Here is a 16,861-nt window from a genome sequence, read left to right as displayed (position 1 = left end):
GTGGCCAGAGACTATTACCAGATTCTCGGGGTGCGTCGAGACGCGTCCAAGGACGAGATCAAGAAGGCGTACCGGCGGCTCGCACGCGAGCTGCACCCGGACATCAACCCGGACCCGGCGACCCAGGAGCGCTTCAAGGAAGTGACCCAGGCCTACGAGGTCCTCTCCGACGAGAGCAAGCGTCGGATGTTCGACATGGGCCAGGACCCCTTCGCGGCCGCCGGTGGCGGCGGCGGTGCCGGGGGCTTCGGCGGCGCAGGCGGGTTCGCGTTCGACGACATCATGAACGCGTTCTTCGGCGGCGGTCAGCCCGGCGGCGGCCGCGGCCCGCGCGAGCGTGTCCGGCGCGGGCGCAGCATCAAGATCCGCGTCGAGCTCGACCTCGTCGAGACCGCCTTCGGCGTCACGAAGGAGATCACCTTCCCCACAGCGATCCTGTGCGACACCTGCCAGGGGGAGGGGACCGCGGCCGGCTCCCACCGCACCACGTGCGAGATGTGCCACGGCCAGGGCGAGGTCTCCCAGGTCACCCGGTCCTTCCTGGGCCAGGTCATGACCTCCCGCCCCTGCCCGCAGTGCTCCGGCCAGGGTTCGGTCATCACCGACCCCTGTGTCGACTGCACGGGCGAGGGCCGGGTGCGCGAGAAGGTCACCCGCAAGGTCAAGATCCCCGCCGGTGTCGACGACGGTGTGCGCATCCAGCTCGCCGGCGAGGGCGAGGTCGGCCCCAACGGCGGCCCACGCGGCGACGTGATCGTGGAGATCGTGCAGAAGCCGCACCCGACCTTCGAGCGGCGCGGCGACGACCTGCACTGCACCATCACCGTCCCGATGACGGCGGCGGCGCTCGGTGCCTCCTTCGACTTCGACACGCTCGACGGCACGGAGAACATCGACCTGCGCCCGGGCACCAACTCCGGGCACGTCATCACCCTGCCGGGCAAGGGCGTCACCCGCCTGGAGGGCAGCGGCCGCGGCGACCTGCGCATCCGCGTGGACGTCGAGACCCCGAGCAAGCTGGACGAGGAGCAGGAGTCCATGCTGCGCAAGTTCGCCGAACTGCGCGGTGAGGACAAGACGCCCGGCAAGTTCAGCCCCGGGCACGGCGGGTTCTTCTCGAAGATCCGCGACGCCTTCGGCGCGAAGTGACGCCGCCGGTCTTCCTCGTCGGTACCGACGACCTCTCCTCGGGCCCGGGCTCCACGGTCACCGTGGCCGGGCCCGAGGGGCGTCACGCGGCCGTCGTTCGGCGCATCCGCGAGGGGGAGGCCGTCGACCTCTCCGACGGCGCGGGTCTGCGGGCCCCCGCCGTCGTCGTGGGTGTGGGCAAGGACAGCATCGACTGCCGCCTCGACGAGGTGCACACCGACCCCGAACCCCGTCCCCGGCTGACCGTGGTCCAGGCCCTGCCCAAGGGCGACCGCGGCGAACTCGCCGTGGAGATGATGACCGAGGCCGGTGTGGACGCCGTCGTCCCGTGGGCGGCCGAACGCTGCGTGACCCGCTGGAAGGGTCCGCGCGTGCAGAAGTCGCTGGACAAGTGGCGCAACACCGCGCGGGAGGCGGCCAAGCAGTCCCGCCGGTCACGCCTGCCCGAGGTCGCCGACCTGGCCGACCGCCGCGCCGTCGCCGACCTGCTGGGCGGTGCCGCGCTCGCGGTGGTCCTGCACGAGGACGCCGACCTGACCCTGGCCACGGCGGAGCTGCCCCAGGGGGACGACGCGCACATCGTGCTCGTGGTCGGTCCCGAGGGCGGGTTCTCCGACGCGGAGCTGGAGGCCTTCACCGCAGCGGGCGCCGTGCGCGCGCTCCTGGGCCCGACCGTCCTGCGCACCTCGACCGCTGGGGTGGCGGCGCTGTCGGTCCTGCAGGCACGCACCGGGCGCTGGTGACCCTCTCCGGGCCCGCCCCGGCCCTTCCGTAGGCGCGGCGGGCCGGGGCCCCTCACCCCCGGGCTCGTCGTGCGGGGCGTACGAGGGCGGTCAGGAGACGCTGCCGGAGTTCTCGTTCTCGGGGATCTCCGGACCGCTGCCCTGGTCGTTGTCGTCCTCGTCCTCGCCGTCCTCGTCACCGGGGTCGGGCTCGTCGCTCTCGTCCGGCTCGCTGGGCTCGTCGGAGGGCTCGCAGTCCTCGTCGGTCTCGCGCGTGCCGGGGCCCTCTTCGTCCTCCTCGGCGGGCTTGGTGCCGGGGCTCTCGCGGTCCTCGGGCGGGCAGGAGGACGCGGTCTCGACGTCCTCGTCGTCGGAGGCGGTCGGGCTCTCCTGCGGGTTCGGCTCGGGCTCCGGCTCGTCCGGCGCCTCGCTCTCGGGCTGCGTGGTGCCGTCATCGGAGTCGGTGGAGGTGTCGGGCGCCGCGACCTGACCGTTGTCGTCGGTGCCGTCGCTCTCGACCGGGGCGCTCTCCTCGCGGTCGGCACCGGCCGGGACGAACTCCAGGACCTGGTCGCGCACCTGCGGGCTGGACATGATCACCGACGAGGCGATCAGGACCGCGCCGGCGACGGCGGCCGCGGGGCGCAGCCACGGCAACCCGAGCCAGGACCCGGCACCGCCCTTCTCGGTTCTCTCGCGGATCAGGTTGAGCCCCTCGGCGGAGGGCTGCACGGAGTCGGCCTCGGTCTTGAGGAGCTGACGCAGCTGCGCCTCGAACTCGTCGTGGTTGTCGTGTGGGCTGGTCATGTCGTCTGCTCCAGAACAGAGCGGAGTGCGGTGATCCCGCGTGAGGTGTGGCTCTTGACCGCGCCTCGGCTGATGCCCATCGCGTCGGCGATCTGCGCCTCCGACAGGTCGCCGTAGTAACGGAGCACGATCGCTTCGCGCTGACGGGTGGGGAGCTTGCGCAGAGCGCGGATCACGGCCTCGCGCTCCAGCATGTTCATGGCGCCGTGTTCGGCGCTGGGGGCGTCGGGCAGGGCCTTGGGAGCGTGTTTCTCCACGACCGCCCTGTGGCGAAGGACCGACCGTGCCTTGTTCACGACCGCCTGGCGGAGGTAGGACAGGGCCTTGTTCGGGTCGCGCAGGCGCCGCCAGGCCCCGTGCATGGCCACGAACGCGTCCTGCACGACCTCCTCGGCGGTCGCGTGGTCACGGACCAGGAGGGAGGCGAGCCTCACGAGCGGCCGGTAGTGCTCCCTGTAGAGCTCCGTCACCGCGTGGTCGGCGTCCCACTCCACCGCGAGGGGGGCCGTGGTGGCTCGGGCCACCATGGTTTCTGTCGTCACATCGGTTCGACGCACACCCTTGTCGCGGGGTTTACGAAAGGGCATACCTCTTCTTTTCCAAGTCGTGGTGCGTTTCCATCCGTTGCCGTCCGAACACGCGTGGAAGGGGGCGGGGGCCGTCGAGGCCGACGCGCACGGGTGAAAAGCCTATCGCGCCGGAACCGGGCACACCCACGAACCCGTGACTCACGCAGCTCCGGGGGCGGACGGGCCGGGGCTGCGGCATGATGGGGCCCGACCACCCTCGAGGTAACGGAGGTTCCCGATGGCCGAGGCGGACTGCCTCTTCTGCAAGATCGCCAAGGGCGAGGTGCCCGCGGAGATCGTGCGCGAGGGCGAGCGCACCCTCGCCTTCCGCGACATCAACCCCCAGGCCCCCACCCACGTGCTGGTGATCCCGCGCGAGCACCACCCCGACGCGGCCTCGGCGGCCGCGGCCGGAACCGGCCTGGTCGACGAGGTGGTCACGGAGGCGCACGCGGTGGCCGAGGCCGAGGGCGTCGCCGGTACCGGATACCGACTGGTGTTCAACACCGGAAGCGGCGCCGGTCAGACCGTGTTCCACCTGCACGCCCACGTCCTGGGCGGTCGCGGCCTCAACTGGCCCCCCGGGTAGGCAGGCCTGTCCACAGGCGGGAAAAGCGGCTCGAAGCGGCCCGGGCCCCGTTGGTAGAATCGGGTTCCGGGCCACGCACACACGTACCCACCCGCACCGGGGTGGGGCCGGACCGAAGGGTAGGGACAGCGGCCGCAAGGCCTCACCATGGCCGAGACAACCCACACGCAGCCGCGGCACGAGACTCAGGTCAAGGTCGTGGTGCCCGACGAGCACACGATGGTCAGTCTGCTGGGCTCGGGTGATGAGCTCCTGCGCACCCTGGAGCGCTCCTTCGACAGCGACATCCACGTGCGCGGCAACGAGTTCACCATCAGCGGCGCCCCCGAGGAGACCGCGGTCGTGGTCCGCCTCGTCGAGGAGCTGATCGAGCTCGCCAAGAGCGGTACCCACGTCACCCCCGACACCATCGAGCGCATGATCCACATGCTCGGTGCCGGCGGTGAGCGCCCCGCCGAGGTGCTCACGACCAACATCCTGTCCAACCGCGGCAAGACGATCCGACCCAAGACCGTCAACCAGAAGCGCTACGTCGACATCATCGACCGGCACACGGTGGTCTTCGGCATCGGTCCCGCCGGAACCGGCAAGACGTACCTGGCGATGGCCAAGGCGGTCAAGGCGCTGCAGGACAAAGAGGTCAACCGGATCATCCTCACCCGCCCCGCGGTCGAGGCCGGCGAACGCCTCGGTTACCTGCCCGGCAGCCTCTACGACAAGATCGACCCGTACCTGCGCCCGCTCTACGACGCCCTGCACGACATGCTCGACCCCGAGTCCATCCCCAAGCTGATGGCGGCCGGGACGATCGAGGTCGCGCCCCTGGCGTACATGCGGGGCCGGAGCCTCAACGACTCCTTCATCATCCTGGACGAGGCGCAGAACACCTCGCCCGAGCAGATGAAGATGTTCCTCACCCGCCTGGGCTTCGGTTCCAAGATCGTGGTCACCGGCGACGTCACCCAGGTCGACCTGCCCGGCGGCCAGACCAGCGGTCTGCGCACGATCGAGCACATCCTGGGTGACATCGACGACATCGCGTTCTCCCGCCTGGGCAGCGAGGACGTCGTCCGGCACAAGCTGGTCGGGCAGATCGTGGACGCCTACGGCCGCTACGACGCCCAGCAGAACGGGGATCAGGGCGAGCGCCGGGACCGCGGCGGCCGCCGCGGTCGCAACACCGGCCCGCGCCGGGGCCGCGGCGAGCCCTCGCGGCCGGGTGGCGACGAGCCGAGCGAGCCCGGGGACGGGGCAGACTAGAGACAACGAGTCCCCGCGTACCCGGGACCCACGGACACTGTGTCAGGAGCCGGTGGCCGCACCTCGCGGTCACCGGCTCGTGCAACGCTCGGCCCGAGCAACTCGATCACCCACACGTCCAAGTAAGGCAGTTGCTGTAGCGATGACCATCGAGGTCGCCAACGAATCCGGTGTGACCGGCATCGACGAGGAGCGTCTCTCCCGTCTGGCCCGCCACGTGCTCGACGCGATGCGGGTGCACCCGCTCGCCGAGCTGTCCGTCGTCCTGGTCGACGAGGGCCCCATGACCGACCTGCACGTGCGCTGGATGGACGAACCCGGCCCCACCGACGTGCTCTCCTTCCCGATGGACGAGCTGCGCCCCGGGGGCCCGGGCCGGACCAGTGAGCCCGGCGTGCTCGGCGACGTCATCATCTGCCCCCAGGTGGCCGAGCGCCAGGGTGAGACCGCCGGGCACGGCACCCGGGCCGAGATCGACCTGCTGTGCACGCACGGCATCCTGCACCTGCTCGGCTTCGACCACGCCGAGCCGGAGGAGCACAAGGAGATGTTCGGGCTGCAGGGCGAGATCCTGGCGTCCTGGGCCGAGGGCGAGGCCGCGCGCTCCGACGGGGACGAGAGGTCCCGGTGAACCCCGCGTCCTGGAGTGATCTGGCCCCGTTGAGCACCGGCGAACCGGCCGAGTGGCTCGCAGCCTTCGCGATCGCCCTGGCGCTGACCGCCGTGGCCGGGTTCCTGGTGGCCGCGGAGGCCGCGGTGACCCGCGTGCTGTCGGTGGGCGTGCCCGAGGCCTCCAACGCCGAACGCGCGACCCTGGCGACCCGCTCCTGGGACCGTGTGGCCGCACACCCCACCCGACACCTCAACGTGCTGCTGTTCCTGCGTGTGGTGTGCGAGGTGTGCGCGGTGCTGGCCGCCACGGTCGGCATGGTGTTCCTGCTGGGCCTGGGCTGGCCCGCGATCGCCCTGACCGCAGTGGCGATGGTCGTGGTCGAGTCGGTGCTCATCGCGATCGCACCGCGCATCCTGGGCCGCCAGTTCGCCGGCCCGATCGCCCGCACCAGCGCCGCCGTGATCCAGCCCGTGCAGGTCGTGCTCGGCCCGCTCGCGCAGCTGCTGGTCGGCGCCGGGCGTGCGCTGACCCCGCGCGCCAAGGGCGACCGGGACGGGCCCTTCAGCACGGAGGTCGAGCTGCGCCAGCTGGTGGACCTCGCGGAGAAGGGGGAGGTCATCGACCCCGAGGAACGCGAGATGATCCACTCCGTCTTCAAGCTCGACGACACGTCGGTGCGCGAGGTCATGGTGCCCCGCCCCGACATCGTCTTCACCGGAAGCGCGACGCCGGCCGACGAGGTGCTCACCACCGCCCTGACCAGTGGTTACTCGCGTATCCCCGTCACGGGTGAGGACGAGGACGACGTGGTCGGCATCGTCTACCTCAAGGACCTGGTCGAGCGCATGCGCGACCGCTGGCGCGCCGGTTCGGACGACGCCTCGCCGCTCACCGCCGCCGACGTGATGCGCCCGGCCCAGTACGTTCCCGACACCAAGCCCATCGACGAACTGCTGCGCCAGATGCAGGGCAAGCGCAACCACGTCGCGGTCGCCATCGACGAGTACGGCGGCACGGCCGGGCTGGTGACACTGGAGGACATCGTGGAGGAGATCGTCGGCGAGATCACCGACGAGTACGACCACGAGATCCCCCCGGTGGTGCGCCTGGACGAGGACCGCGTGCGTGTCACGGCCCGGTTGCCGTTGGGCGAGCTGGCCGAGCTCTTCCCCGACACCGACCTGGACGTGGACGACGTGGAGACGGTCGGCGGCCTGGTCGCGTTCGTGCTGGGGCGTGTCCCCGCAGGCGGGGCCCGCGCCGAATACGCTGGCCTGAGGCTGACTCTGGAGGGCAAGAGCAGCCGCCGCAACCGCATGACGACGGTGCTGGTGGAGCGCCTGCCCGAGCAGAGCGCACAGGAGACGCACGTGAGGAGTACGGAGCAGTGACGGACACGACGGAGCTGGGCCCCGAGGACGGCAAGCTCATCACCCTGGCGCGGGCCTCCCGCGCACGCAACGCCGCACCCGAGGGCGCCGCCGTGCGCGACGAGACCGGGCGCACCTACGTGGCCACGACGGTGGAACTGCGGTCGCTGCGCCTGAGCGCGCTGCAGGCCGCGGTGGCCGCGGCGGTCTCCAGCGAGGCCTCCGCGCTGGAGGCGGCGGTCGTGGTGACCGACGCCAAGGAGCTGACCGAGGACGACCGCGCTGTCGCGGACGACCTGAAGACCCAGGTGACGGTGGTCGCCGCCCCGGACGGGGTGCCGACGTCCATCGTCCAGCGCTGAGAAGGACCCATGAACGACCTCGACCTCGAGAAGCTGCGTCTGCCGCTGGAGATGCCCTCCTACCCGGAGGGGTTCCGCAGCGGGTTCGCGTGCTTCGTGGGCCGCCCCAACGTGGGCAAGTCGACCCTGATGAACGCGCTGGTCGGCCAGAAGGTGGCGATCACCAGCAACCGGCCGCAGACCACGCGCCGCACGGTCCGCGGGATCGTGCACCGGCCCGAGGCGCAGCTCGTCATCGTGGACACGCCCGGTCTGCACAAGCCGCGCACCCTGCTGGGGGAGCGGCTGGACTCGCTGGTGCGTTCGACGCTGGTCGAGGTGGACGTGATCGCCTTCTGCATCCCGGCCGACGAGCCCATCGGCCGGGGCGACACCTACATCGCCAAGGAGCTGGCGGAGCAGACCTCCACGCCGGTCGTTGCGGTGGTGACCAAGACCGACCTGGTGGACCAGGCCACGGTCGCCAAGCAGTTGCTGGCCGTCAGTGAGCTGGGCGACTGGGCCGACATCGTCCCGGTCTCGGCCCAGGGCGAGTTCCAGCTGGACACCGTCGCCGAGGTCCTGTGCTCGCACCTGCCGGAGGGGCCGCCGCTGTACCCGGACGGCGACCTCACCGACGAGCCCGAGGAGATGCTCGTCGCGGAGCTGGTGCGCGAGGCCGCCCTGGAGGGTGTGCGCGACGAACTCCCGCACTCGATCGCTGTGGTCGTGGACGAGATGGGCGAGCGCGAGAACACCCGTGACGGCAAGGAGCTCATCGACATCTACGCGTCGTTGTACGTGGAGCGTTCCAGCCAGAAGGCGATCGTGATCGGGACCAAGGGCAAGCGTCTGCGCGACGTGGGTTCGCGGGCCCGCAAGCAGATCGAGGGGCTGCTCGGGCACCGGGTGTTCCTGGACCTGAGGGTGCGGGTGGCCAAGGACTGGCAGCGGGATCCGAAGCTGCTGCGCCGGCTGGGTTTCGACCAGCAGACCTGAGGCGGCGAGGATCTTGCTACTGGAGCCGGGTTCGGCGCTGAATTCGGTTCTGGTAGCAAGATCCCGGCTGAGAGGGCCCGGCGGGGGAGTGTTCCCCTGCCGGGCCCTCGTCGCGTCCGGGGCGGGCCGGTGTCAGCTCTGGTTGTTGAGGTCGGTGGCCAGGGACTCGGCGCACTGCTGCACGATGGGTGCGGCGTGGTCGACGAAGTCCCAGCTCACGCGGGCCTCGGGGCCGGAGACGGAGACCGCCATGCCCGACGGGGCCCCCTCGACGGGCACGGCCACGCAGCGCACGCCGATCTCCTGTTCGCCGTCGTCGATGGCGAAACCGCGGTCGCGGATACGGCCGAGTTCGGCCACGAAGTCCTCGGGCCCGGTGATGGTGCGGTCGGTGGCGGCCGGCATCCCGGTGCGGGTGATCGTGGCCAGGGCCTCGTCGTCGGTGAGCTGGGCCAGCAGGGCCTTGCCGACCCCGGCCGAGTGCGGCAGGACCCGGCGTCCGACCTCGGTGAACATGCGCATGGCGTGCGGCGAGGGCACCTGGGCGACGTAGATGACCTTGTCGCCGTCGAGCATGGCCAGGTTGGCCGTCTCGCCGAGCTCCTCGACCAACTGGGCCAGGTGCGGGCGCGCCCACGTGCCGAGCATGCGGGAGGCCTTGTCCCCGAGGCCGATGAGGCGCGGGCCCAGGGCATAGCGGCGCGAGGGGAGCTGGCGGACGTATCCGTTGCCGACCAGTGTTCTGATAATGCGGTGGATCGTGGGCAGGGGCAGGCCGGAGGAGTCGGCGAGCTGGCTCAGCGAGGCCTCGCCGCCCGCGTCGGCCATGATCTCGAGCAGGGCGAAGGCGCGGTCGAGGGACTGGACGCCGCTCGCGCGCCGGGGAGCGTCGTCCACGGCGGCGGACGGTTCCGTCCGGGGGGTCTGTGAGGGTGCCAAGGATCGTGCTCCCGTGCTGTCGGCCGCGGTTGTCACGGTCATCATTCTGCTATACGAAACCAGCTTCTCACGGCAGGCGGTTCTGGGGCAGGGGATGGCCCGGATGGACCAGAGTGAACCCTTGTTGTTCCGGATGGCAGAAGTTAGTATCCGCATGTAGAAATCGTGGCCGGTTCTCATCCGAGGGCCGGGACCCCCACCGACGGAGGAGGACAGCCACGTGGCGAGGGACGACCTGCAGGGCGTGGACACACTCGCGGCCGGGCTCGACGCCCGCCTCAGTGAGGCCGACACCCGACTGGACCGCGACTACCCCGGCGCCCGCACCGCCCGCCAACCCGTGCACAGCGTCTACGTCCCCGCCGACCGGGTGCACGCCGGCCTGGCCGCCGACTGGGGACGCCAGGCCCTGGAGGCGCTCGACGAGCACGCACCCGAACCGGCCGACCTGGCCGCGGCCACCGGCCTGAGCGAGGCCGCCGTCGCCGACGCCCTGCCCCGCGTGCGCGCCAAACTCGAGAACGACCCGATCGAGGACCTGCGGGCCGACCTCGAGGACGGCTACGGAAACCGCGGCGACGCGGCCGAGGACACCCACGTCCTGGCCGTCGCCGACGCCTTCGTCTCCGACCTGGCCAAGGGGCAGGCCCCCGGGTGGTTCGGGATCCGGATGAAAGGCATGGAGGCCGCCGGCCGCCACCGCGGGGTCCGCAGCCTCACCCTGTTCCTGCAGTCCCTGCTCGAGGGGCACGGTTCCCTCCCGGACGGGCTCGTGCTGACCCAGCCCAAGATCACCTCCGTCGAGCACGTGGAGGCGATGGTCTGGCTCTGCGAGCAGCTGGAACGCCGGCTCGACCTGCCCGAGGGCCGCCTGCGCTTCGAGCTGCAGATCGAGACACCGCAGTCGGTGCTGCTCTCCGACGGCACCGCCGCTGTCGGCCCGATGATCCACGCCGGACAGGGCCGGGTCACCGCGCTGCACTACGGCACCTACGACTACAGCGCCTCCATGGGCGTGGCCGCCGCTTACCAGAGCCTCGCGCACCCCGCGGCCGACCACGCCAAGGCCGTCATGCAGGTGGCCGCGGCCGGGACCGGGGTGTGGCTCTCCGACGGCGGCAGCAACATCATGCCCGCCGGGACCACCGACGAGGTGCGCTCGGCCTGGGGCCTGCACGCCGGCCTGGTGCGCCGCTCCCTCGAGCGCGGTTACTACCAGGGCTGGGACCTGCACCCCAACCAGCTTGTCACCCGCCACCTGGCCACCGCGGTCTTCTACCGGGAGGCCTTCGCGCCCGCCGCCGAACGCCTGCGCGCCTACCTGGGCCAGGTCTCCGGCAACGTCGTCGACGAGCCCGCCACCGCCCAGGCCCTGGCCGCCGTGCTCGCCGCCGGTCTGGGCTGCGGGGCCCTGGAGGAGACCGAGGTCGCCGAGGCCACGGGCACCGACACCGCCACACTGGTGGCCATGGCCCACCGCCGCGTCGGCCAGTAGAGCCCATCACCGGGGCCGGGCCCGCCGCGGCCCGGCCCCGGGACGCACCGAGGAAGGAGAGGGTGCCCGCCGCGGGCGCCCACACACGCCGATGACCAGCCCCAGCTTCGCCGTCCACGCCGACCGTGTCCTCACCCCGCAGGGCCTGGCCCCGCACACGGTCGTGGTCGCCGACGGCACCGTGCAGCAGATCCTGCCCCGAGGTGCCGCCCCCGCCGTCCCGGTCGACCACGAGATCACCCTCGCCGAGGACGAGGTGCTCCTGCCCGGGCTCGTCGACAGCCACGTGCACGTCAACGAACCCGGCCGTACCGAGTGGGAGGGGTTCGCCACCGCCACCCGCGCCGCCGCCCGGGGCGGGGTCACCACCCTCGTCGACATGCCCCTCAACAGCGTTCCGCCCACCACCACCGTGGACGGGCTCGACGCCAAGCGCGCCGCCGCCGAGGGCAAGCTCGCCATCGACGTGGGGTTCTGGGGCGGGGCGGTGCCCGAGAACAGCGCCCCCGGCCACACCAAGGAACTGGCCGACCTGCACGAGCAGGGGGTCTTCGGGTTCAAGGCGTTCCTGTCGCCCTCCGGGGTGGAGGAGTTCGGCAACCTCTCGCCCGATGAGCTCGAGACCGCCGCGAACGCCATCGCCGCGTTCGGCGGGCGCCTCATCGTGCACGCGGAGGACCCCGACGTGCTCGACCGTGCCCCGGACTGCGCCGGGCGCGACTACGCGGACTTCCTCGCCTCCCGCCCCGACACCGCCGAGAACGAGGCGATCGCGCGGGTCATCGACGTGGCCCGCCGCACCGGGGTGCGCGCACACATCCTGCACTTGTCCAGCGCCGCCGCCCTGCCGCTGATCGCCCGGGCCCGGGAGGAGGGCGTGCAGCTGACCGTGGAGTCCTGCCCGCACTACCTCACCCTGGCCGCGGAGGAGATCCCGGAGGGCGCCACCGAGTACAAGTGCTGCCCGCCCATCCGCGACGAGGCCAACCGCGACCTGCTGTGGGCGGCCCTGCGCGACGGGCTCATCGACTGCGTGGTCAGCGACCACTCGCCGAGCACACCCGACCTGAAGGACCTGGACACCGGCGACTTCGGCACGGCCTGGGGCGGGGTGTCCGGGCTCCAGGTGGGGCTGTCGGCGATGTGGACCGAGGCCCGCCGCCGGGGCGTGGGCCTGGAACAGACCGTCGCCTGGATGTCCTCCGGCCCGGCCCGCGTCGCCGGCCTGCGCGGCAAGGGGTCGCTGGTGGAGGGCGCCGACGCCGACCTGGCCGTCTTCGCCCCCGACGAGGCGTTCTCGGTGCACGCCGCCGAACTCGGCCACCGGAACCCGGTCAGCGCCTACGACGGGGCCGAGCTGGTCGGGCGGGTGCGCCGCACGTTCCTGCGCGGGGTGGAGGTCGACGGGACCAGCACCGACGGGCGCATGATCGAGCGCCAGGACTGACCCGGAGCCGACCATGACGGGGGCGGGCGCGCGGTGTCCGTCCCCGTTCGTGTGTGCGGTGGGGGTCAGCCCTGCACGCCGCGCACCATCGTCGCCACGAGGGCCCGCACACCTTCCTGGTCGAAAGCGCCCACGGGGCCGGTGACCAGGGTGAACAGGGCCCCTCCGTACAGCGTGGCCAGGGTCTGCACCGCGGACTCGGGGACCCGGGTCCCCAACGCCCGGTGCAGCGCAGCGGTGTCGGTCACCGCGGTGCGCTCCAGCCGGGTCAGCACCTCCTCCAGCGCCGGCCGCCGCCGTGCCTCCAGGCGGAGCTCGAAGATCGCCAGGTAGCGGCCGCGCAGTACGGTCGCCGCGCCCCACAGCGATTCGGCGATCATGTCGATGAGCTCCTCGGGCCCCGTGGGTGCGGTCGTGCCCTCCGCCGCTGCCGCCATGTCCGCGAAGTGCAGTTCCAGCACGCGTTCGGCGGCGGTGACCAGCAGCGCCTCCCGGCTGCGGAAGTAGTTGGAGGCGGTCCCCGCGGGCACACCCGCCCGCGCCTCCACGGCCCGGTGTGTCAGGCCGTGCGCGCCCTGTTCCGCGAGCAACGCGATGGCGGCGTCGGCGAGGGTACGGCGTCGGGTCCTGTTGGCGGGTGGCACGGTGCCGAGTATAGGCCGCGCCCTCCGTCTACTACGATCGTAGTGAATGAGTCGATCAGCAGGGACGACGGTGTGGAGGGGACCATGAGCGGCGACGATCGGACGGCCACGGTGGTCGGTGGGGGCATCGCAGGTATGGCCGCGGCGGTGGTGCTCGCCCGGGCGGGGTGGCACACCACCGTGCTCGAGAGCCGTACCGGTCCGGGTGAGGTCGGGGCCGGGGTCGCCCTGCCCCTCAACGGCGTCGCGGCCCTGCGGTCCCTCGGGCTCGACGACGACCGCATCGACGCGCTCGGGCACGAGACGCTCGGGACGGGGTTCCGGGACACGACCGGGCGCCCGATCCTGCTCATCCCGGACGACGTCGAGGAGGTGCGCCGGGTCGCCACCATCCACGGGTTCCACCGACGGCGCCTGCACACCGCCCTGGAGCAGAGCGCCCGCGAGCAGGGGGCGGAGATCGTCACCGGGGCCCGGGTCACCGGCCTGACCCCGGGGATCCCCGGCGGAGCGCGCGCCGCGGTGTCGTGGCGGGGTTCCGCGGGCGAGGACAGGCGTGCCGAGTCCGACCTCGTCGTGGGCGCCGACGGGATGTGGAGCGCGGTGCGCGGGGCCCTGTTCCCCGGGATGCGTCCGACCTACAGCGGGAGCACCAGTTGGCGCGCGATCGTCCCGGACACCGAGCTCGACGGGCGGCTCGCCGAGTACTGGGGGCCGGGCGCGGAGTTCGGGGCCATGCGGGTCAGCGACACCGAGCTGTACTGGTACGGGTACGTGCGCGCCCCGGAGGGTGCGGTCGTCGGCGACGAGCACGCCACGGCGCGCGCCCGGTTCGCCGGTTGGGCGCCCGAGGTCGTCGACCTCATCGAGCGGACCACCCCGGACCGGCTGATGCGCCACGACGTCCACCACCTGCGCGGCGGCCTGCCCACCTATGTGCGGGGCCGTGTCGTGATGACGGGCGACGCCGCCCACGCCGCGCTGCCCACCATGGGGCAGGGTGCGTCGACCGCGCTGGAGGACGCCGTGGCCCTGGGGACGTTGATCGCCGACCCGGTCGCCGCAGGCGCGGACCAGGCCGAGGCCCTGCGGCGGTTCGACGCCGAGCGGCGCCCCGTGTGCCGGAGCATCGCCCGGCAGGCCGAGTTCGTGGCGAAGGTGGGCGCGGACCTGGGCGGGGGCGCCCGGCAGACGGTGCGGAACGCGCTCCTGCGGATGGTGCCGGTGCGCGCGCTCACGCTCACCTGGGCGTCCGCCCTCGGCCTGAGCGAGCGGTCCCGGTCCCAGAGCTGACCGCATCCCGATGGCGGTCGCATGGCCCGCCCTACGGCAGGGGCATGGCCCTTGGTGGTCCCGGCCCCAGAGCTGACCGAATCCCGGTGGCGGCCGCGGAGCCCGCCCCGCGGCAGGGGCATGCATGTTGGTGGTTCCGGTCCCTCGTCCAGCATCGGGACCCGCTCGTTTTCGGGTCTGCGCGCGCTCGTGTACCGGGCAGCCCGGCGCTCTGGTGCGTGTTCCGCCCACCGCGGTGTTCGTCCACAGGCCGGAACGTACAGGGTGGCGGCGCCCCGACGGGCGTGGTTCTCTGCTGTTGGGGGAAGTCGTGCCCCCGTTGGCACAGTGCTGCCCGCAACCGCGCGGCCCGGGCCCCGGAGCGGGGCGCGCTCCGCTCCGGGGCCCGTCGGGGATCAGGCCTGCGCGGAGTCCCAGCGCTCCTGCAGCGCCCGGGCGCCGGCCTCGGTCAGCGATCCGTACACGTGCAGGCGCGAGAGACCGCCGTCGGGGAAGACGTCGGTACGCACGTGCGTCGCGGTGACCGGGGTGTCCAGCACGAAACGGTGCTCGCTGTCGGGCTGCAGCTGCGTGCGCGCCACGACCTCGGTCCAGGCCTCGGGGTCGGACCCGTGGGCGTCACGGGCCAGGACGGTGACCCACCCGGCCGCGTTGCCCTTGAGGTAGGCGGTGTCGATCTCCAGCGCCCGCACCTCGGCCTGTGCCGTCAGGCGGAACCGCACCCAGTCGTTGCCGGCGTCGCGGCGACGGCGGTTCTCCCAGCCGTCGTCCATCTTGTGCGAACGGCCCGGGGTGATGATGTTCTCCGGCGCGGAGAAGAACCGGTCGGAGGCGTCCTCGACCGCGCCGCCGTTGAGCAGGGCGGCCAGGTCGAAGGAGCCCTGCGCCGCCAGCCACCGCGGGTCGGAGACCGGCTCGCCGTACACCCGCAGACGGGCCACACCGCCGTCTGGGAACTGCTTGAGGCGCAGGTGGGTCCAGCGGCGGGTGGAGGTCACCTCGAACCCGTTGGCGGCGTGCCCGTACACGGGCGTGCGCGGCACGAGCTCGGTCCACTCGGCGGCCAGCAGCTCCTCGGTCGTGGGGGTGCCGGGCACGCTGGCGGCCTCGACGGAGACCTCGGTCGGGTGGTTGCCGCGGAAGTGCGCGGTGTCGACGTTCACCACGCGCACGAGTCCGGGCAGGGCCAGGCGGATCAGCGCCCAGTCGTGGTCCTCGGCGGTGGGGTGGGGCTGCTCGGCGCTCACGCCGCGGCGGCGCCGGGTCTCCCAGCCGTCCATGACCTTGCCCTTGTGCCCGAAGGCGTGCGGGTCGAACTCGCCCGGGCCGGTCTTGAGGAGGTTCTCGCGGTGGGCGAAGAACTCGTCGTTGGCGGCCAGCACCGCACCGCCGAGACGGCGGTCGGCCAGGTCGACCAGGCCGTCGAGGTCGAGCTTGCTCTCCTTGTAGTCGGCGAAGGGATCGCCGCCGGGGTAGGGCTGCGCGTTGTAGGCGAGGGGATCGAAAGCCGGGGTGGGGCTCATGGGGCTCCTGTCGTGTCGGTGGGTGGGACACGACCAGAGTCTCAGCGGAAACCGATAAGCACCAGCGAAAGTTTCTGATCAGTACGTTCAGGAAGACTGAACTTTGTCCTCGTCGAGCCCGTCGGCGGTCCGGCGCAGTGCCTCCAGCGCCGCCGCGACCCGGGGATGCTCGCCCGCCCCGGCCCGCACTACCGCGATGACGTGGCGCCGCGGCCGTTCACCCGAGGGCACCCGCAACACCGTCCCGGGAGTGTGGCCCGCCGCTGCCAGACGCGGCACCAGCGCCAGGCCCATCCCGGCCGCGACCATGTCCAGGATCGCCCGCCAGTCCGAGGCCACGTGCGCCTGCTCCGGCACGAACCCCGCCTGCGCACACGCGGCCAGGGTGATCTCGCGCCAGGGTCCCGAGGCCCCGTAGATCCAGTCCTCCCCGGACAGCTCCGACAACCGGGGCGCCTGCTCCGCACGGGCCCAGGGGTGGGAGGCGGGAAGCGCCACGTCCAACGGGTCGGCCAGGAGCTCGGAACGGTCGTAGCGCCCGTCCGGGCCGGCCGGGGCCTGCGCCGCCAGCGACAGCCCGATGTCGATCTCGCCCGCGGCGAGCAGTTCGTAGACCTCGGCTGCGTCGGCCTGGTGCACTCGCGTGGACAGCCCGGGGCGTTCCTTCGAGAGCGTCTCCAGCGCCGGGACGACCAGACGGGGGATCGCGGTGGCGAAGGCGCCCACACGCACGGCCCCGGCCTCGCCGCGGGCGAACCCCTCCAGCTCGGCCTCGGCCCGCTCCAACTGGGCCAGGACGGTGTCGGTGTGGCGCAACAGTATCCGGGCGGCCTCGGTCAGGCGCACCCCGCGTCCCTGCGACTCCAACAACGGGGTCCCCACCTGGTGGGCCAGCGAGGACAGCTGCTGCGAGACGGCCGAGGGTGTCATGCACAGCGCCTCGGCGGTCGCCCGCACCGTCCCCAACTCCGACAGCGCCCGCAGTACCCGCAACTTCCGAAGATCCCAGTCGGTCACAGGCCCAGGAGTACCAGCTGCGGGCGCGGACGCCGAACCGCCGGGAGGGGGCGCGGCCCCTCCCGGTCGGCTCTCCCCGCGGGG

17 protein-coding genes are annotated in these 16,861 nt (G+C 72.4%); 11 read left to right on the top strand and 6 right to left on the bottom strand.

Features of this window, described 5'->3' with window-relative positions:
* Positions 1–1,149 (top strand): molecular chaperone DnaJ, encoded by a 1,149-nt coding sequence (gene dnaJ / locus IDM40_RS23745; RefSeq protein WP_193124278.1) that lies wholly within the window; start codon positions 1–3, stop codon positions 1,147–1,149.
* On the top strand, positions 1,146–1,892 hold the full coding sequence (locus IDM40_RS23740) for a 16S rRNA (uracil(1498)-N(3))-methyltransferase (RefSeq protein WP_193124277.1): 747 nt from the start codon (positions 1,146–1,148) through the stop codon (positions 1,890–1,892). The genes dnaJ and IDM40_RS23740 overlap by 4 nt, the downstream gene beginning before the upstream one ends.
* Before the next feature lie 90 nt (positions 1,893–1,982).
* Here IDM40_RS23740 and IDM40_RS23735 read toward each other — a convergent pair whose 3' ends face one another.
* The gene (locus IDM40_RS23735) at positions 1,983–2,678 is read right to left on the bottom strand and encodes an LLM class oxidoreductase (protein ID WP_193124276.1); all 696 of its coding nucleotides are present in this window, start codon (positions 2,676–2,678) and stop codon (positions 1,983–1,985) included.
* A complete protein-coding gene (locus IDM40_RS23730; protein WP_193124307.1) occupies positions 2,675–3,205 on the bottom strand; it encodes a SigE family RNA polymerase sigma factor in 531 nt (176 codons plus the stop codon). The genes IDM40_RS23735 and IDM40_RS23730 overlap by 4 nt, the downstream gene beginning before the upstream one ends.
* Positions 3,206–3,485: 280 nt before the next feature.
* On the opposite strand from IDM40_RS23730, the gene IDM40_RS23725 reads away from it, so the two are divergent.
* The 6 genes from IDM40_RS23725 to era all read left to right on the top strand — a co-directional run bounded on the left by IDM40_RS23725 (position 3,486) and on the right by era (position 8,419).
* Entirely contained in the window at positions 3,486–3,836 is a 351-nt protein-coding gene (locus IDM40_RS23725; RefSeq protein WP_193124275.1) for a histidine triad nucleotide-binding protein, read from the top strand.
* 147 nt (positions 3,837–3,983) lie between these two features.
* Entirely contained in the window at positions 3,984–5,096 is a 1,113-nt protein-coding gene (locus IDM40_RS23720; RefSeq protein WP_193124274.1) for a PhoH family protein, read from the top strand.
* A 142-nt stretch (positions 5,097–5,238) separates the two neighbouring features.
* Positions 5,239–5,727 carry an rRNA maturation RNase YbeY gene (gene ybeY / locus IDM40_RS23715; RefSeq protein ID WP_193124273.1) on the top strand — a complete coding sequence of 163 codons (489 nt, stop codon included), beginning with the start codon at positions 5,239–5,241 and terminating at the stop codon, positions 5,725–5,727.
* On the top strand, positions 5,724–7,100 hold the full coding sequence (locus IDM40_RS23710; RefSeq protein ID WP_193124272.1) for a hemolysin family protein: 1,377 nt from the start codon (positions 5,724–5,726) through the stop codon (positions 7,098–7,100). Before ybeY ends, IDM40_RS23710 begins: the two co-directional genes overlap by 4 nt.
* Complete coding sequence (locus IDM40_RS23705) at positions 7,097–7,441, top strand: cytidine deaminase (protein ID WP_193124271.1); 345 nt, start codon at positions 7,097–7,099, stop codon at positions 7,439–7,441. The genes IDM40_RS23710 and IDM40_RS23705 overlap by 4 nt, the downstream gene beginning before the upstream one ends.
* 9 nt (positions 7,442–7,450) lie before the next feature.
* Positions 7,451–8,419, top strand: a complete 969-nt coding sequence (era, locus tag IDM40_RS23700) for a GTPase Era (protein ID WP_193124270.1) — start codon at positions 7,451–7,453, stop codon at positions 8,417–8,419.
* A 132-nt stretch (positions 8,420–8,551) separates the two neighbouring features.
* Here era and IDM40_RS23695 read toward each other — a convergent pair whose 3' ends face one another.
* Positions 8,552–9,403, bottom strand: a complete 852-nt coding sequence (locus IDM40_RS23695; RefSeq protein WP_268959389.1) for an IclR family transcriptional regulator — start codon at positions 9,401–9,403, stop codon at positions 8,552–8,554.
* 175 nt (positions 9,404–9,578) lie between these two features.
* Here IDM40_RS23695 and IDM40_RS23690 point away from each other — a divergent pair, with 175 nt between their 5' ends.
* Both IDM40_RS23690 and allB read left to right on the top strand, forming a co-directional pair.
* Positions 9,579–10,853 (top strand): DUF6986 family protein, encoded by a 1,275-nt coding sequence (locus tag IDM40_RS23690; RefSeq protein ID WP_193124268.1) that lies wholly within the window; start codon positions 9,579–9,581, stop codon positions 10,851–10,853.
* 91 nt (positions 10,854–10,944) lie between these two features.
* Positions 10,945–12,300: an allantoinase AllB gene (allB, locus tag IDM40_RS23685; protein ID WP_193124267.1), complete on the top strand. Its 1,356-nt coding sequence runs from the start codon at positions 10,945–10,947 to the stop codon at positions 12,298–12,300.
* Between the two features lie 65 nt (positions 12,301–12,365).
* Here allB and IDM40_RS23680 read toward each other — a convergent pair whose 3' ends face one another.
* Positions 12,366–12,944 (bottom strand): TetR/AcrR family transcriptional regulator, encoded by a 579-nt coding sequence (locus IDM40_RS23680; RefSeq protein WP_193124266.1) that lies wholly within the window; start codon positions 12,942–12,944, stop codon positions 12,366–12,368.
* Positions 12,945–12,986: 42 nt separating this feature from the next.
* Here IDM40_RS23680 and IDM40_RS23675 point away from each other — a divergent pair, with 42 nt between their 5' ends.
* A complete protein-coding gene (locus tag IDM40_RS23675; RefSeq protein ID WP_328807109.1) occupies positions 12,987–14,237 on the top strand; it encodes an FAD-dependent monooxygenase in 1,251 nt (416 codons plus the stop codon).
* A gap of 395 nt (positions 14,238–14,632) precedes the next feature.
* Here IDM40_RS23675 and alc read toward each other — a convergent pair whose 3' ends face one another.
* Positions 14,633–15,760 (bottom strand): allantoicase, encoded by a 1,128-nt coding sequence (gene alc, locus IDM40_RS23670; RefSeq protein WP_193124265.1) that lies wholly within the window; start codon positions 15,758–15,760, stop codon positions 14,633–14,635.
* Positions 15,761–15,847: 87 nt separating this feature from the next.
* Positions 15,848–16,777 (bottom strand): LysR family transcriptional regulator, encoded by a 930-nt coding sequence (locus IDM40_RS23665; RefSeq protein ID WP_193124264.1) that lies wholly within the window; start codon positions 16,775–16,777, stop codon positions 15,848–15,850.
* Between the last annotated feature and the right edge of the window lie 84 nt (positions 16,778–16,861).

The sequence above is a fragment of the Nocardiopsis coralli genome, assembly GCF_014892575.1.
Taxonomy (GTDB): Bacteria; Actinomycetota; Actinomycetes; order Streptosporangiales; family Streptosporangiaceae; genus Nocardiopsis; species Nocardiopsis coralli.
The sequence above is the reverse complement of the archived record's forward strand: the minus strand, read 5'-3'. Positions and strand labels throughout refer to the sequence as shown.

Bases quoted from the DNA above. Each gene is read 5' to 3' on its own strand.
- IDM40_RS23720 (WP_193124274.1), top strand. From the start codon at position 3,984: ATGGCCGAGACAACCCACACGCAGCCGCGGCACGAGACTCAGGTCAAG.
- allB (WP_193124267.1), top strand. From the start codon at position 10,945: ATGACCAGCCCCAGCTTCGCCGTCCACGCCGACCGTGTCCTCACCCCG.
- IDM40_RS23735 (WP_193124276.1), bottom strand. From the start codon at position 2,678: ATGACCAGCCCACACGACAACCACGACGAGTTCGAGGCGCAGCTGCGT.
- IDM40_RS23730 (WP_193124307.1), bottom strand. From the start codon at position 3,205: ATGGTGGCCCGAGCCACCACGGCCCCCCTCGCGGTGGAGTGGGACGCC.
- IDM40_RS23725 (WP_193124275.1), top strand. From the start codon at position 3,486: ATGGCCGAGGCGGACTGCCTCTTCTGCAAGATCGCCAAGGGCGAGGTG.
- ybeY (WP_193124273.1), top strand. From the start codon at position 5,239: ATGACCATCGAGGTCGCCAACGAATCCGGTGTGACCGGCATCGACGAG.
- alc (WP_193124265.1), bottom strand. From the start codon at position 15,760: ATGAGCCCCACCCCGGCTTTCGATCCCCTCGCCTACAACGCGCAGCCC.
- IDM40_RS23695 (WP_268959389.1), bottom strand. From the start codon at position 9,403: ATGATGACCGTGACAACCGCGGCCGACAGCACGGGAGCACGATCCTTG.
- era (WP_193124270.1), top strand. From the start codon at position 7,451: ATGAACGACCTCGACCTCGAGAAGCTGCGTCTGCCGCTGGAGATGCCC.